General features: G+C 38.2%; 18 protein-coding genes. 6 read left to right on the forward strand and 12 right to left on the reverse strand.

Annotated elements, in window-relative coordinates:
• Window positions 1-242: 242 nt before the first annotated feature.
• Complete coding sequence (locus ACE1CC_RS04975) at window positions 243-485, reverse strand: hypothetical protein (protein ID WP_413269366.1); 243 nt, start codon at window positions 483-485, stop codon at window positions 243-245.
• A gap of 632 nt (window positions 486-1,117) precedes the next feature.
• On the reverse strand, window positions 1,118-1,693 hold the full coding sequence (locus ACE1CC_RS04980) for a transposase (RefSeq protein ID WP_413269367.1): 576 nt from the start codon (window positions 1,691-1,693) through the stop codon (window positions 1,118-1,120).
• 97 nt (window positions 1,694-1,790) lie between these two features.
• On the opposite strand from ACE1CC_RS04980, the gene ACE1CC_RS04985 reads away from it, so the two are divergent.
• Window positions 1,791-1,994: a hypothetical protein gene (locus tag ACE1CC_RS04985; protein WP_413269368.1), complete on the forward strand. Its 204-nt coding sequence runs from the start codon at window positions 1,791-1,793 to the stop codon at window positions 1,992-1,994.
• Window positions 1,995-2,073: 79 nt separating this feature from the next.
• Here ACE1CC_RS04985 and ACE1CC_RS04990 read toward each other — a convergent pair whose 3' ends face one another.
• The 4 genes from ACE1CC_RS04990 to ACE1CC_RS05005 form a co-directional block, all read right to left on the reverse strand.
• Window positions 2,074-2,862 carry an Rpn family recombination-promoting nuclease/putative transposase gene (locus ACE1CC_RS04990; protein WP_413269369.1) on the reverse strand — a complete coding sequence of 263 codons (789 nt, stop codon included), beginning with the start codon at window positions 2,860-2,862 and terminating at the stop codon, window positions 2,074-2,076.
• Window positions 2,863-3,070: 208 nt separating this feature from the next.
• Entirely contained in the window at window positions 3,071-3,622 is a 552-nt protein-coding gene (locus tag ACE1CC_RS04995; RefSeq protein WP_413269370.1) for a cupredoxin domain-containing protein, read from the reverse strand.
• Window positions 3,623-3,634: 12 nt separating this feature from the next.
• Complete coding sequence (locus ACE1CC_RS05000; protein ID WP_413269371.1) at window positions 3,635-5,893, reverse strand: heavy metal translocating P-type ATPase; 2,259 nt, start codon at window positions 5,891-5,893, stop codon at window positions 3,635-3,637.
• Window positions 5,894-6,073: 180 nt separating this feature from the next.
• A complete protein-coding gene (locus ACE1CC_RS05005) occupies window positions 6,074-6,403 on the reverse strand; it encodes a four-helix bundle copper-binding protein (RefSeq protein ID WP_413269372.1) in 330 nt (109 codons plus the stop codon).
• A gap of 309 nt (window positions 6,404-6,712) precedes the next feature.
• On the opposite strand from ACE1CC_RS05005, the gene ACE1CC_RS05010 reads away from it, so the two are divergent.
• Window positions 6,713-7,432, forward strand: coding sequence for a DUF305 domain-containing protein (locus ACE1CC_RS05010; RefSeq protein WP_413269373.1), 720 nt, complete (start codon window positions 6,713-6,715; stop codon window positions 7,430-7,432).
• A 99-nt stretch (window positions 7,433-7,531) separates the two neighbouring features.
• A complete protein-coding gene (locus tag ACE1CC_RS05015; RefSeq protein WP_413269374.1) occupies window positions 7,532-7,879 on the forward strand; it encodes a hypothetical protein in 348 nt (115 codons plus the stop codon).
• Window positions 7,880-7,946: 67 nt separating this feature from the next.
• On the opposite strand, the gene ACE1CC_RS05020 is transcribed toward ACE1CC_RS05015, so the two are convergent.
• From ACE1CC_RS05020 to ACE1CC_RS05045, 6 genes are all read right to left on the reverse strand, one after another.
• Entirely contained in the window at window positions 7,947-8,696 is a 750-nt protein-coding gene (locus ACE1CC_RS05020) for a DevA family ABC transporter ATP-binding protein (RefSeq protein ID WP_413269375.1), read from the reverse strand.
• A gap of 17 nt (window positions 8,697-8,713) precedes the next feature.
• The gene (devC, locus tag ACE1CC_RS05025; RefSeq protein WP_413269376.1) at window positions 8,714-9,877 is read right to left on the reverse strand and encodes an ABC transporter permease DevC; all 1,164 of its coding nucleotides are present in this window, start codon (window positions 9,875-9,877) and stop codon (window positions 8,714-8,716) included.
• A gap of 41 nt (window positions 9,878-9,918) precedes the next feature.
• Window positions 9,919-10,257 carry a DUF2834 domain-containing protein gene (locus ACE1CC_RS05030; protein WP_413269377.1) on the reverse strand — a complete coding sequence of 113 codons (339 nt, stop codon included), beginning with the start codon at window positions 10,255-10,257 and terminating at the stop codon, window positions 9,919-9,921.
• Window positions 10,258-10,316: 59 nt separating this feature from the next.
• Entirely contained in the window at window positions 10,317-11,606 is a 1,290-nt protein-coding gene (locus ACE1CC_RS05035; protein WP_413269378.1) for an ABC exporter membrane fusion protein, read from the reverse strand.
• On the reverse strand, window positions 11,603-12,196 hold the full coding sequence (locus ACE1CC_RS05040) for a TetR/AcrR family transcriptional regulator (RefSeq protein ID WP_413269379.1): 594 nt from the start codon (window positions 12,194-12,196) through the stop codon (window positions 11,603-11,605). The genes ACE1CC_RS05035 and ACE1CC_RS05040 overlap by 4 nt, the downstream gene beginning before the upstream one ends.
• Window positions 12,197-12,510: 314 nt before the next feature.
• Window positions 12,511-14,394, reverse strand: coding sequence for a methyl-accepting chemotaxis protein (locus ACE1CC_RS05045; RefSeq protein WP_413269380.1), 1,884 nt, complete (start codon window positions 14,392-14,394; stop codon window positions 12,511-12,513).
• 377 nt (window positions 14,395-14,771) lie between these two features.
• Between ACE1CC_RS05045 and ACE1CC_RS05050 the strand changes: the two genes are divergently transcribed.
• From ACE1CC_RS05050 to ACE1CC_RS05060, 3 genes are all read left to right on the forward strand, one after another.
• Entirely contained in the window at window positions 14,772-15,152 is a 381-nt protein-coding gene (locus tag ACE1CC_RS05050) for a glyoxalase superfamily protein (RefSeq protein ID WP_459563802.1), read from the forward strand.
• A 331-nt stretch (window positions 15,153-15,483) separates the two neighbouring features.
• Window positions 15,484-15,669, forward strand: a complete 186-nt coding sequence (locus tag ACE1CC_RS05055; protein WP_413269382.1) for a hypothetical protein — start codon at window positions 15,484-15,486, stop codon at window positions 15,667-15,669.
• Between the two features lie 129 nt (window positions 15,670-15,798).
• Entirely contained in the window at window positions 15,799-15,990 is a 192-nt protein-coding gene (locus ACE1CC_RS05060; protein WP_413269383.1) for a hypothetical protein, read from the forward strand.
• Window positions 15,991-16,040: the final 50 nt, after the last annotated feature.

Genomic DNA, 16,040 nt, shown 5'->3' on the forward strand with positions numbered 1-16,040 from the left:
AATTCAGTCAGAAAAATTTCGCTATGTAGGGACACGGCATGATTAATATTGTCAGTTTTCCAAAATATATAAGATGCCGTGTCCCTACACCCAATTCCTCAGAATGCGATCGCCATTTCTCCCCTACACAAATCTTGCACTTGCGCTTCTATCCCATCTGCGATTCAAATCGCTTTTCTTATAGCGAAACTCCACGCTCAGTGGACTGAATAAAATATGTATTTAGTCAAATTTATCCGAGTTTAGCTATTAGGCGGGGAATTGATGACTCGCTGGGTGATGGCAACTGATGCAAGATTTTTGTCTGCAATTTTCAAAAGCGATCGCATTTCCCATTTATTCAGAATGCGATCGCTTTTTGTACGGGTTTGAAAATGCGATCGCCATAATGATGCAAGATTTTTGTCTGCAATCTTCAAATGCGATCGCATTTCCCATTTATTCAAAATGCGATCGCATCTTTTTTTCGTACCATCATCAAACACAATTCAGTCAGAAAAATTTCGCTATGTAGGGACACGGCATGATTAATATTGTCAGTTTTCCAAAATATATAAGATGCCGTGTCCCTACACCTAATTCCTCAGAATGCGATCGCCATTTCTCCCCTACACAAATCTTGCACTGGTGCTTTTATCTCAATGAAGTGGACTGAATAAAATATGTATTTAGTCAAATTTATCCGAGTTTAGCTATTAAGCGGGGAATTGATTTGTCGCTGGGTGATGGCAACTGATGCAAGATTTTTGCCTGCAATCTTCAAGAACGATCGCACTTCCTACCCGTAATGTGCGATCGACTTAGTTAGTTTGTCGATCGCAAACAAAAACTCTTTTTTACTTAACTAGGAAATCTACCATCTGGTAGGGACACGGCATCATAGATATATTGGAAAAATTGCAAATATTAATTACGCCGTGTCCCTACAAGGGCGATCGCAAATCCGTCAGGCGTAACTAAGGACACGGCACTATCAATATTCGGGAAGGATCGCCAATATTAATGATGCCGTGTCCCTACAAGGGCGATCGCAAATCCGTCAGGCGTAACTAAGGACACGGCACTATCAATATTCAGGAAGGATCGCCAATATTAATGATGCCGTGTCCCTACTAATTCAAAAATCTAAATTCAAATCCAATTTTTCATCTGTATGATATCTGGGATTTTCTTCGTCCATTTCCCACTGGCGAGGATTATTAATAATATACTGTCTAACATTATCCAAACCCGTTTCAACCCGAATGATACTTTCATAATAATTGGATTGCCAAACCGGGGGGTTCAGTGTCTTACGCATCAAGTTAATTCGCTTAGTAACTGCTGCTTTAAAAGAACGAATTACAGTAGGAATAGAACCTGCAACAGGTTTGCCGAATTGTTCTTTTTTTGGCAGATCATTTGCTTGAATTTGGTTAACGCGATCGCAAATAATTAAAATCCCATGTAAATGATTTGGCATGACCACAAAAACATCTAATTCAATATGGGAAAATCGACGGGGAAGTGCTTGCCAAAAACTATAAGCAATGTAACCCAAATGATTATAATGTACTTTTCCATTCATTACATCCCCAAACCAACATTGCCGTTTGTAGGTACAGATTGTAATGTAATAAGCACCAGGTTGAGTATAATCGTATCCCGATAGACGAATAGAACGCCGATGATGTTTTTTCGGGTTATATGCCATCAGCAAAAATTCTTGTGTACATAATAAATTAAATTATGGCACTGTAGGGACACGGCGTAATTAATATTTGCAATTTTTCCAATATATCTATGATGCCGTGTCCCTACATCCAATTCCTCAGAATGCGATCGCTCCATTTAATTTCCATATTCCCAATATTATCATCATGTTCAAATTTCATCAAATGATCGCTCTGAAAATATCTAAATTAGTCTCAAAAGTCTACAACAATCAAACTATCGAACTACCATTAAATGTTGATGAATCTTATTACAAAAACATTCCTTTGTATGCGTCATAAAGGGCGCTGGAACTGCCGTCGGGTGCGATCGCATTTCCCATTTATTCAAAATGCGATCGCCTTTATCAACTTTCCTAACTTAATTAGAAGATTCTTGTTGTGCCGCTTGCCTCACTTCCTCTACAGACAGATTTAATACTTCAGCGATTTGATCTACAGTTGCTCCCAAGCTCAACATATAAGGTACAGTTTTTAACTTACCTCGGATTTCTCCTTCTTCCAAAGCTTCTTGATAAACTCGCGTTTGACGGATATCACCTAAACCTAACATAGCTTGTATTTCCTCCCGACTTTTCTGGGTAAACTTGTAGATAATTATCGTTTCAATCAATTGTAGCAATTCTCGTTTTTGTGCTTCATCGCTAACTTCCTGTCTTGCTTGTTCTATCAATTGTCTAGCTTTATTGGCAGCAGTCTCTTCTGGTTCTACTACTAATTTTACTGTTTCAATGCCAATTGACTGCCCTGTTGAGCCTAATTCATCCAAGTAGATGCGCCTAACTCTGCCAGAATTTAGTAATTCCCGATATTGCCTAGTATCGGTTGCTTCTGTATTTCTGGTTGGATAAATCACTACACCTCGCCAATCATTTGTCAGTTCGGTTTTGTCCAAATAAAGGAAGATTTCGGCGAAAAAGCGCGAGTAAAATGTTTTATCTGGTTGAAACTGAACTTCGGCAAAATAAATCGGTGTTTCGGGAGCATTTTCTAAGGGGAGAAACACGCCATCAATGCGAAAGGAAAGTTGTTTAACTTCTACTGACGAGAATTGGTAAGCATTAGCTGATTCTGGTGGTTGTTCGAGCAGTTCAAAGAAGATGCTGGGGAATGATTGGAATAAGCGATAAAAGATTGTGTCAGTTTTCAAGGTTAGGAATATTTGGGGTTTTTATTATTTTTAATTTTACTGCTAAGTAGGTGTAAATAAATAAAGTGATAATAGTTATCTAAGAGTGGCGCGGGCAGGATGCCCACCCCACAAGAGTTTTCACTTTATTTATATCTACCTACTTATTTTGATGCAAAAGCGATCGCCTAACTAATTCGTTAGTGCGATCGCTCTGATTTCACAACAGTTATTTTTGACTTTCCTGAGATGTTCCAACAGGTTGCACTTCCACAACTCCGCGAAACATATTCATGCCACAAGTAAAGGAATATTGACCAGGTTTTTGCGGGGTGAATTCGATCGGAGTAACATGATTTAAGTCTAAATCCTTGGCAATTTGAAAATCGGGAATTAAGACTTTTTCCAAACAGCTACTTGGGTCACGACGGAAGAAATTTAAGCGGACTGGTTGACCTGCTTGGACTACTACTCGACTCGGTTCATAACCTCCATCAACAGTAATAGTCATTTCTTGAATTCCTTGATTAGCTTCGGCTTTTTTGGCTTTGGTTTTACTGAACATAAACCACCATAATTCCAATCCAATTAAACCTAAACCGCCTAAAGTAACACCAAGTTTTAAACCTAAAGGTTGTTCGATTCGACGAAATTGGACGTTGTTTTCAGTTCCAGAGTGTGGCATTTCCATTGGCATTTGGTTTGCTGCTACGCCGGAACTAATTCCTAGTAAAAATCCTAATCCTACCAAATTACTAAAAATGATTTTTTTGCTCAACATTGGCGACCTTCCTTACATTGTTTTTGGTTGAAAATTACGCAAGCGCAAAGCATTTGTGACTACAGAAACGGAACTAAATGCCATTGCACCTCCGGCGATAATTGGATTGAGTAACCAACCAAAGAAGGGGAATAAAATTCCGGCAGCGATCGGTATTCCCGCAACGTTATAAATGAAGGCGAAAAATAGATTTTGGCGGATATTTTGGATAGTGGCGCGAGATAGTTGAATCGCGGTGACAATGCCTTGTAAATCGCCAGAAATTAAGGTGATATCGGAAGCTGCGATCGCTACATCTGTTCCAGTTCCAATGGCAATTCCTACGTCTGCTTGCGCCAATGCTGGTGCATCATTAATTCCATCTCCTACCATCGCTACAATTTTGCCTTCAGATTGAATTTCTTGCACTTTAGCTGCTTTTTGATCGGGGCGAACTTCAGCAAAAACTCGGTTAATTCCGACTTCACGGGCGATCGCTTCCGCAGTTTGGCGATTATCTCCGGTTAACATTACTACTTCTAAACCTAAGCGTTTTAATGCTTTAATCGCCGCAGGTGAAGAAGGTTTTATTGCGTCAGCAATTCCCATTAATCCTTCAATTTCGCCATCTATCGCAATCCAAACTGCTGTTTTTCCCGCTGATTCCCATTCTGTTTTGAATTGTTGCAAAGTTGTGGTGTCAATTCCTAATTCTGCCATCCAGCGAGAAGTGCCAATTTGTACTAATCTTTCAGAAACTATTGCTTGTACGCCGCTACCTGCGATCGCTTCAAACTGCTCTACATCTGCTAAACTTACTTGCTGAGTTTCCGCATATCTTACCACTGCTTCCGCTAAAGGATGCTCAGAATTTCGTTCTACAGAAGCAGCTAATTTAATTAGTTTTAGCTCGTTTTTGTTGGCAGTACCATTTACAGTGATAAAGTCTGTAACTGTGGGTTTTCCTTGGGTGACTGTGCCAGTTTTATCTAACACAATGGTTTTAATTTTGTGCGCTAATTCTAAGCTTTCTGCACCTTTAATTAAAATGCCGTTTTCTGCGCCTTTTCCAGTTCCTACCATTACCGATGTTGGAGTAGCTAAACCTAATGCACAGGGACAAGCAATGATTAAAACTCCGACTGTGGTAATTAAGGCGAGAGTTACATTGCCCATGAAATTAAACCAGATGATGAAAGTGGCGATCGCGATCGCAATTACCACAGGTACAAACCATCCAGTTACTTGATCTGCTAATCTTTGAATCGGCGCTTTAGAACCTTGTGCTTGTTGAACTAATTGCACAATTTGGGCTAAAACTGTATCTTTCCCAACTCTAGTTGCGCGGAATTTAAAGCTCCCGGTTTTATTAATTGTTGCGCCAATTACTTCATCTCCGGTTTGCTTTTTCACGGGAATGCTTTCACCTGTTACCATCGATTCATCAATGGTAGAACTGCCTTCAATTACTTCTCCATCAACGGGGATTTTTTCACCAGGACGCACTAAAATTACATCGTTGATTTGTACTTCCTGAATCGGCAAATCTACTTCTTTTCCGTTGCGAATTACTCTGGCAGTTTTTGCCTGTAAACCAATCAATTGTCTAATCGCTTCTGAAGTTTGTCCCTTAGCACGATTTTCAAAGAATCGCCCTAACAGAATTAAGGTAATCACAACGGCAGCAGTTTCATAATAAACTTCTGGCATCAATCCTTGGTTGATGAAAAACTTAGGAAATATGGTGGCAAATAATGAATAGAAATAAGCTGCACTAGTCCCAAGTGCAATTAAAGTATCCATTGTTGCCGCATGACGTTTAAAAGCTTTCCAACCGTTGATATAAAAACTGTAACCACACCAAAATTGTGTTGGCGTTGTTAACAGTAATTGGAACCAAGGATTGTGCAACCATGCTGGAATGAAAGGTAAATTAAGCCCTGTCATCATTGGTAAGGAACCAACAATTAAGATAATGCTAATAATTCCACCGACGGCAACTTTTAGCATTAAATCGCGAGATTCAGCTTTACGAGCAGCTTTTTCAGTATCATCTTCTCCAGTAATCATTTGTTGTTCTTGGAGAGAGTAAGCAGAATATCCTGCCTCTTCTACTGCGTTTTGAATTGACTCTATATCGGTCTTTTGTGCATCATAAATTACACTTGCTTGCTCTGCACCAAAGTTAACGTTAGCTTCTTTAACTCCGGGTACAGAGCGAATCGCATCTTCAATGTTTTTCGCACATGAGGCACAACTCATGCCTCGCAATTTGAGGGTGGCGTTGTCCATAGTTCAATAAAGCTGTTCTTAATCAACTACATTTATTTTGAATGCTCTAGTTAACTGGAGAGTCAAGAGGTAAATTTAATTTCTTTTAGTATTTTGTTAAAAAATCAATATAAATAGATTGGGCAGGCAAGATGAGATTGGGCAGGCAAGATGCCTACCCTACAAAATCTTTACTAAAATTTAAGCTACGCCTGCAACGTTAGCGACTTTGCGGTATTCTTCAATAGCACGCCGACAAGCTTGAGCGCAGCTTTGGCAATGTTCTTCATCGTGCTTTTCACATTCTTTAGCACAGGCTTCACAGATGGCAATACAAGACTGAACAATTTGCGGAATAAAGCGCGATCCACGACTGATAAATGCAGCAGAAGTCCAGCACATTTCTCCACAATCGCGGCATAAACGGGCACATTCGGGCATACTACCCAAACAAGCATCTTCGCAATGTTCACATTCGTAAGCACAGTGAACAGCAGCGTCTATAACTGTTTTATGTTGTTGATGAGCCATGATAAATTTCCTCTTTCTAACTACTGGGCATATAAGCCTCTTAGCTAAACGTTAAAGACTGAATTAGGGTATTTCTTCTTTCTGTAGCAGTAAGAATATTTCTGCCTATTGAATGGTCAGGATTTCATCTTAATTTCATTGTTGTATGCTAATTTAGTTTGGTGGTGATTATTAATACAAATGCTGTTGATTACTATCAATTAAATGTAGATCATCCCATCTAAAGCCTTGACTCTCCATCTGAGTGGAGATTATAAATTAGATAACTAGCACAGGAAACTTTTTAAGGTTGAAGAGGTTCTCAGAATTATGCAATCAAACTCAGCAAAAATTGGTTTTTTAGCTTTAATTTTAGGCGCTTTCGCTACATTAGGTAGCACATTAACAGGTTGTTCCACAGAGTCGCAAAACCAAACTCAAACAGCCCCAGAAAATAATAGCAATAATCAGCAAGTTCAAAATACTTCTGCAACTAATACTATTAGCCAGCATGATGCACATCATGGGGGTATGAATCATAGCATGGATTTAGGGCCAGCAGATGCTAATTATGATTTGCGATTTATTGATGGGATGAGATTGCATCATCGGGGTGCGATCGCAATGGCAAAAGAAGCTCAACAAAAATCTAAACGCCCCGAAATTAAACAGTTGGCAGGTAATATTATTGTTGCTCAAAACAGAGAAGAAAATGAGCTATTAAGAAAGTGGCGAAAGGCATGGTATCCCCAAGCTAGTGAAGAATTTGTCGCTTATGGTGGTGAAGGCAAATCTGTAGTACCAATGTCGAAAGAACAACAACAAATGATGGCAATGCAGCAAGATTTAGGCGCTGCTGATGCTCAATTCGATCTACGTTTTATGGATGCAATGATTGTTCATCATGAAGGTGCTTTAGTCATGGCTCAAGATGCTTTGCAAAAGTCTAAACGTCCCGAAATTAAGAAGTTATCTCAGGAAATTATTACTTCCCAACAGAAAGAAATTGACCAAATGAAGCAATGGCGCAAAGCTTGGTATCAAAAGTAATGTAAAATATGATTTCTGGCTATATTAAATTCAATAGTATAGCCAGGAATAGCTAATTGCCATAAGATATAAAAAACCTCAACGATGGCAGGGTGAATAATGGGAGAAAAAATTAAAGTCGGTTGCAAAATTCCCCAAGAATGGCAAGCAAAAATAGAACTTTTGGCGAAAGAAAGAAAGATAGAGCCAAATAAAATTATTTATGAAGCTTTGGGGCAATACTTGGGTGAAAATGCTAACACTGATGACAGTCGCCTCAATGCTTTGGAAGTAGAGGTAACAATGTTAAAAAGGCAATTAGCAGAACTGACTATTTTAGTAAGAAATCGGCAACCAAGCTCTTTAACAAAGTTGCCAGAAGTTCAACCAAATGTAGAAGATGATGATTTTATAGAAGATGAACCTGATGAAATTCTTTATGATTTCTTACCACCTGAAGAGAGATAAATTGTTATAGGTACGTTGTTGCGCTTCAGCAAAACCTCTATCCGTAGGGTGCGTTACTACAAATAGATTAGTGCATTTTTGTAGCTACATCGATGCCGTCGCTAACTAAACAACCATCTTCCATGTAAAGGATACGATCGGCAATATCTAAAATCCGATTATCATGAGTAACTAATAAAATTGTTATCCCTTGTTCTTTGGCTAATTTATACATTATTTCTACGACATCACGCCCGGATTTTTTATCAAGGGCGGCGGTAGGTTCGTCGGCTAAAACTATTTTGGGATTACTAACTAATGCTCTGGCGATCGCAACTCTTTGCTTTTGTCCCCCTGACAAATTTTCAGGATAATAGTTAATTTTTTCTCCTAAACCAACTTTTTCTAATATGGAAAGTACGATCGCATCCATGTCTTGTTTTAACATTTCATCATGCAATTCTAAAGACATTCGCACGTTTTCTTTAACTGTTAAGAACTTCATCAAATTATGAGCTTGGAAAATATATCCAATTTGGCGACGAACTTTGGTTAATTGGTTTTTACTCGCGCCACACATCTCTTGACCTAAAATTTTTAAGCTTCCTTCATCAGCAGAGCGCAATCCGCCTAAAAGCGTTAATAGTGTGGTTTTTCCTGAGCCTGATGGCCCCGTTAAAATGACAATTTCCCCCGCGCTAATTTGTAAGTTAATATCAAATAATGCTTGTTTCCTCAGAGAACCTTTACCAAAATAATGGTTAAGTTTCTCAACATAAATTACAGGTTTTGTCGTAATATCTTTCACTGATTGATTGGCAATAGTCAAGTTTTGCATGGTGATTTTTTTTAGTTTTAAAACACATCAGCAGGGTCAGCAGAACGGAGTTTTCGCATAGCGATCGCACCCGAACCAACACACATCACAACTGTCATCAAAAAAACAGTAACAGCCCGATTAATTGTCATCTCAATCGGTAAAAGTGTGGCAGTATAAGCAAGTTGATACAGCCCAAATGAGAGAAAAAATCCAGGTAAAAATCCCAAAACTGCTAAAATTAATGACTCTTGGATTAGCACTATTAACAAATAGTTATCGGTGTATCCCATTGCTTTTAAAGTGGCATATTCGGGTAAGTGATCGGATACATCGGAGTAAAGAATTTGGTAAACAATGACGATTCCCACAATAAATCCTACGCCTACACCTAGACCGAAAATAAAGCCAATCCCTGTACCATTTGCCCAGTAAGTTTGCTCAATTTGGGCAAATTCTTCAGGTGTAAGCACTGAAACATCTTTGGGTAAACCTGCTTTTAATTGAGCTTGCACTTGGGCTAAATTTGCATCTGGTTTAAGATGAATTAACCCAACTTCGATGTTTTCTGGTTTGCGATCGGGAAACAATGTCAAAAATGTCGAATCACTAGCAATTACATTTCCATCAGCCGCAAAAGATGCACCATTGGTAAATAAATTAGTTACTTGAATGCCTTTCCCATTTAATTCTGTGGTGAAATTCCCGGTTTTATCAAAAGTTTCGACGACTCCGTATTCGGGGCGACTGGCGCGATCGAACAATACATTATTTAGTTGCTTCAAACTATCGAGATTTTCCTGCACTTCGGGAAACTTAAATGCTGGAGATCCAGGATCAATTCCCCAAACTAAAATTGCTCTATCTAAGCGAGTTTCAGGATTGCGCCATTGTCCGGTAGAAATGTAAACGTAACTGACAGATTTTACACCGTCATAGCCTAATGTTTGATAGAGTCTTTCTCTGGAAAAACTCTTCACAGAAAACAGGGTTTGGAATTGAGGATTAATTAATACTAAATCAGCTTGAAGATTGCGATGGGGTTTTACTGCTGCATTAAATAATGCTCCTTCAAATCCCATCTGAATAAATATCAGCATATCTGCAAAGCCAATACCTGCAACTGCAACAGCTAAACGGACTTTTTCTTTCATTAACTGTCGCCATGCTAAGGGAGTTTTGCGAAATAATTTGGGAAACATAGATTTTTGGGGATTGGGGACTGGGGACTGGGGATTGGGGATTAGGAATTGAATTGATAGTTATGTTTTTGTTGCTGTTTTCTTTCTCGCATTAGGAGAAATAAGGGTAGGGCTAAGGAGACTCCAACTAATAGGTTGCTGACTATGTAAATCCATAGGTTTTTCATTTCTAGTCTTCTACCTTCAACAAATACAAATGTCCAGAAAATTACAGAACTAACTATTAAATCCATTGCTGAAAAGCTAGCAATTCGATTGCTAAATAGTTGCTCGAAAAATAGTTGAAAGTCAAATCCATGCTCCATTAAAAAGAGGATGAATTGGCTGTAAGGGAGAATTGTTCCCAGAATACAAAAGGTCAGATATGTTATTTGCAGCATTTGTTGTAACTCCCAAAATTTTATATTGGTCATCCGTTATAAAAAAAGCTAACAATAATTTACTGTTCAATTGCTGTCTGAACTTGTAAATTTGTCAAACCAGAAACTCGCTGACTGTCTTCAGGAGTTAGGCGAATTTTTACTTCGACTACTCGGCGGTCTAAGTTTTCTCCGGGTTGATTGCTAAACACATTTTGTCGCTCGACTTGTAAGCCAATTCGCTCTACAAATCCGGTTAATTCACCGGAAAAACTTTGGCTGGTAACAGTCGCTTTTTGTCCGATTTTAACTTTGCCAATATCGCTTTGATAGACTTCTGCGATCGCCATCATTTGATCGGTTTGGGCTAATTCCACAATTCCTGAACTGGATATTTTTTCTCCCGGTCGATTATGAACTTTTAGAATTACGCCTGTAATTGGTGCGCGAATAAAAGCTAAGTTTAAATCAGTTTGGGCTCGTTTAACAGAGGCGATCGCATTATCAACTTCGCTTTGTGCTGCTTGCACATCCACTGGACGAACTTCCGCAATTTGTGTCAGTGTAGCTTGCGCTTCTCCTATTTGTTTACTACCAGTAGCATCAATTCTATCTAAAATTACTTTTGCTTCCCGCAATTGCTTACTATTAGTAGTATTAATTCTCTCTAAATTCGCCCTAGCTTCGTTTAATTGTTGGCGAGTAGTTTCTACACTTAACCGTTTGCTATCAAACAAAGAATTAGAAATCGCACCTTGGGAAAATAACTGTTGATAGCGGCGCAATTCTGCTTCTGCGTTATTCAGTTCTGCTTCTAATTTTCTAATAGTAGCTGTTTGGGCTAATTTTTCTCCTGACCATTGCGCTTCAATGCGTGCGATCGCTTGTAATTGCGCCGCTTTATCTCCTTCTAATTGTGCTTGTAAACGTTCCACAGTTGCTTGTTGAGCTTGAATTTCCCCACTTTTCGCACCAGCTTTTACTTGCGCTAACTTCGCCTGAGCAACTTTTACCTGTTCTTGCGCCTGTTGTAAAGAACTTTGTAAACGCTCTTTTGAGTCGAGAATTGCAATTACTTGTCCAGCTTTTACGCGATCGCCTTCTTTAACCAATAATTCGCCAATGCGATCACCATCCAACGACAAAGGCGCAGACAATTTAATTATTTCCGCAGCTGGTTCTAATCTTCCTAAAGCTGTTACTTTCCTCACCACTGGTGTCGTCACCACACTGGGAGTAGGAGTAGTTTGGCTGATAAAACCAGACTCGGAAATTGCATAATAAATAATTCCCCCAGTCGCCGCAGTAGCAGCAGCTATTAATGCAATCAACCACTGATTTGTCTGTTTAGATGGCAAGTTTATATTCATGGTTTTGACTCATTAAGTAACTTTTTATTTTCTAAATACATGGCGATCATCTGTCCTAAAATCTCAAACTGTTCGCTAATTGAAACCTCTTCCTTTACCCAAATTCTCTGGAGTAATAATCCATCAATATGCGCCATTATAAAGGCAGCTAACGCCCGATCTTCAAAACAGAAAAAATCACAAATTGCTTGCAAAGTACCGTCAATAGTTCTTTTAAATACAGCATTACCTTTGATTTCTTGAGCGTCATTACTTTGACAGAAATCAATCATAATCAACGTTTGTTTGATAAAATAATCTTCATTCTTCTTCAGGAACCTCCCGCAAGCTTCTATGCGCTCTTGCAGCGTTTGAGTTCCTTCTAATTCAGCCGCTACCTTCAATAAATCCTGTTTGTGAATTTCTTCTACTAACTGCTCATATAAAGCTTTTTTACTCGGAAAATAATGATACAAAGTACCCGTTGAAACTCCTAAACCTTCGGCAATTTGTCGCATCGTAATCGAGCCATAGCCCTTTTGGGCAAACAAATCAAAACACTTATCTAACAGTTCTCTACGATATTGTTCGTGATCGACAATTTTTGGCATAACACACAAGAAATAAAAACCCTTTGCTTGTTAGTTATACAGCATGAATCTACATACATAACTAACAAGATTGGGGAAGCAGTGATTTATATCGAACATCCGTTATTATATCCGCTAACAAAACTAAACGCAAGAGTCCCAAAGTAAGTACGTAGTTGAGCATAAAAAAAAAATATAATATTTAAAAAAAAAAATAAAAAAAAAAAAAAAAAAATAATAATAATAATTTTTTTTTTTTGTTTTTTTTTTTTTTTTTTTTATTAACACAACCCCCCCCCCCCCCCCAACTACGTACCTGCAACTACGTACCTAGATTAGATTGTTTCGCTTAATTTGAGAACAACTTGATTGAGTTGTTGCGTACCTTGTTTTGTTTGGGAAATACCGTTTGCTGTTTCGTTTGCGCCTTGGGTGAGGTGATTCATTGCTTCTGTAACTTGCTGGGTAGCGATCGCTTGTTGCTTGTAAGTTAGTGCGATCGCCTGACTATTCTCCACAATTTTTTCCACTGATTGAGCAATATCGGCAAAAATTTTCGCCATATCGTGCGAAATTTGCACACCTAAATCCACATTTTTCGTACCAGATTCAGCTACTCCCACCATTAAATGAATTGCTGATTGAATTTCCTTAACCAAAGTGGTAATTTGTTGAGCAGACTTGCCACTTTCATCTGCCAATTTGCGAATTTCGGAAGCGACAACTGAGAAACCTTTGCCATGTTCTCCCGCTCTTACCGCTTCGATCGCAGCATTTAAAGCTAACATATTAGTTTGATTTGCTAAAGAAATTACCAGATCGGAAACATTACCAATTTGATTGGTTTGTTGTCCTAAATGAACAGCATTTTCCGCAATTGCCTCAACCCTTTCTTTCAGATTATTCATTTCTTCTAGAACTCTTTCAACCGCTTTAGTTCCTTGATCGACTCGTCGTAAACTTTCCTGAGCACCTAAAGCAGCTGATTCCGCTTGCTCTGCTGACTGACGAGAGGAAACATTCAATTCATCCATAGTTGCTGTTGTTTGTTGCACTGAAGATGATTGTTGACTCGCCATTCTTTCTTGTTGCACCACCGTAGATGAAAGTTCAGTAGAAAAAGAAGACACAGTTCCGACAATTTCTTGAATCGATTTAACCAAGCCACGCAGAATTAAAACTCCCACGAATAAACCAATTAACAGCGATAATACTGATACAATGAAAGCAAAAAGCTTAAAACTCTCAACTGAAGAGTACATAGCTTTTTTAGGAGTTTCGTAGACTAACACAAAAGAACTATCTTTGTTTTGGCGATCGGGTAAAAAACTCTGATAATTAATCAGAGAGTTTGTTGTTTTGTCAGTTAAAGCACTTCCTCCAGATAAGAGTTCGTTAACTACTTCAGCAGGATAGTCTCGTTTCAGAGTTGTATCTTTATTTAGTTCAAATCCCCAAGTTTTACTTTCATCTGGATGAGCCAAGTAATATCCATCTCGATTTACCACAAAAAATTGCTGTTTAAAGTGATTTTTTAAATAATCATTCTCACCAGTTTTGAATAAATAATTGGCTAAAAGATTAGCAACTACAAGACCTCTCTTTTGCCCTTTAGCATTATAGATAGGAGTGGCAAATCTCATAACTGGTATATAGGGAGTTTCAATTTTTCCATTTTCTCGATTTAAATTAATTGTTGAAACGTAAACTTCTTTCCGCCGTAAGTTAATAGCCTCTTTAAAGTATTCGGTGTTCAATCTGTTTTGCAGTTGAGAACCTTGAACAACTTCTACTGTTCCAGACTTTGAATTTACTCTAACTAATTCATTACCATTTTCATCTAAATATTTTATTTGGTAATAATAAGGTCTGGCTTCCAAAAAAGAAACAAAGATCATATTGAGTCGTTTTACCCATTCTGAATATGTAGATTGATCTTGAGGATCGATTCCCTTATTGTCTTTGGCTCTAACAATCCCTTGAATTGGTGGAGTTTGACTCAGATAAAGCACATCAGCTTTGCTAATATCTATTAATTGATTGATTGACTTCTCACTGTTTTCTCCGGCCAATTTCATCTGCCCGGAAACTAAAGATGTCAATTCTCGACTTGAAGAATTAATACTGTAAACACTAACAATTACAGTGGGAACAACTAGTCCGAACGCTAATAAAACACTCAGCTTGTTTTGAAATTTATTAAAAAATGCCGTACCCATTTCTACAAACCTCTATTCATACTATGTAATTGCTGTAAAACTTCTGAAAAGTTTTATTGAATAAAGTCAAGTTTTATAACCTGAATCGAGCAAATTTAACAATCTCAGTTACAATCCAATCTTTTCATTGATTATTACAGCTTTACTATCACTATCTATCTATTAGATTACCCAAACAACAATTAAAAACTTGAGTTTAAATTCATGCAAATTTCTCTATAGATTAGGCTGCTATGATTTAATTTTAACAGGGTAAAAGCTAAGTGGCGATCGCCTAATTAATTAATTAAATCTTAAGAATTCAGCTTTTTAGGTCAATCCTAGACTCCAGTTATCAATATAATTAACTTAAGTAACACTCAGCAATTATGGCAGCGATGAACAACCCTCCGCAAATCGGCAGTATTAGCCCACTGATTCCCGCAGGCGATGACTTAGAAAAAGCCATTGAGTTTTATGAACAAAAACTGGGATTTACCACCATTCATCAAGAAGGCAATCCCATCAGAATGGCAATAGTCAAACGTGACAACGCCGAGATTTTTTTAGTCAAAAGCGATTACCATGATTTAGCCAAAGAGATCTCACTTCGTTTGCAAGTTACAGGCATTGAACAACTTTATCAAGAGTTAGAAAGCAAAGGCGACGATATCATTCATCCCAACGGTAAACTAGAAACAAAACCTTGGGGGCCAAAAGAATTTAGCGTGATAGATTTAGCAGGAGTTTGTTTAACTTTTTACGAATTTCCGCAGTAATCAATAATCATGTTGTCATCAGATAATTACTACTAAATAATTGGGGGAAATCCGAGAGAAATTTGCCTTCGCGAGTTGAAGGCTCAAACCAAGTAAGATTAAAGTTTTCTTCTTGCTTCATCGAGTTCTTAATAGTTGAAATATTAAGTAGGGGTAATTCATGAATTACCCCTACTCTCCACAATACTGCTTACTTAAGTATTTTTCTCGTTGTAGAGGCGTTTGTGTAGCGTTGTGGACACATTAGCATTTGGACAGAAAATTTCTTTGTGCTGATGGTGATATTAACCATGAAAGTGGGAAATATAAAACTAGAGTTAGGAATAAAGCTATGTTTAACTTAGAAGATAACTGGATTGTTGTTCAAGGCGATCGCCGCTACCGTGATACGCTGTTAAACTGCCTGAAAGTATTGAATGCTACAGTCAACCCCCAAGTTCTAGAAACTTGCTTAAGCACAGGATTTTTCAGCAGTTCTCAGTATCGCATTTATCACGAATTTTGGATGGAAGATTAGGTTAAATAGAGGTTAATCAAATAACCTCTCTTTAGTCAGAGGTTGAAAAAGCTGGAGTTTTCTAATATGAATCCGATCGCGCTAGCCAGTGCGTTACCAAGGATCGCTATTCACCAAAGAGCAAAATTTATGACTACCGAACAAAACCAACCTTCCAGCCAATCATCTACTGACTCTAACCCAGAAATGGATCAAACTCCTCAATATTATCAACCAGAATCCGGTTACAGAACCGATGAAGAAGAGGAAGAACTCAGACAAAGTTCTCCTCTCAACCCAAGAGTAGCCGAAAAGTCAGAAGAAGCAATCGAAGAAGCTTAAAGGAAAATTTTTAATTAAGTAAGCACATATAAATAAAGTGATAGCTGGGG

The organism is Floridaenema aerugineum BLCC-F46 (genome assembly GCF_041929345.1).
GTDB classification, from domain to species: Bacteria; Cyanobacteriota; Cyanobacteriia; order Cyanobacteriales; family Aerosakkonemataceae; genus Floridanema; species Floridanema aerugineum.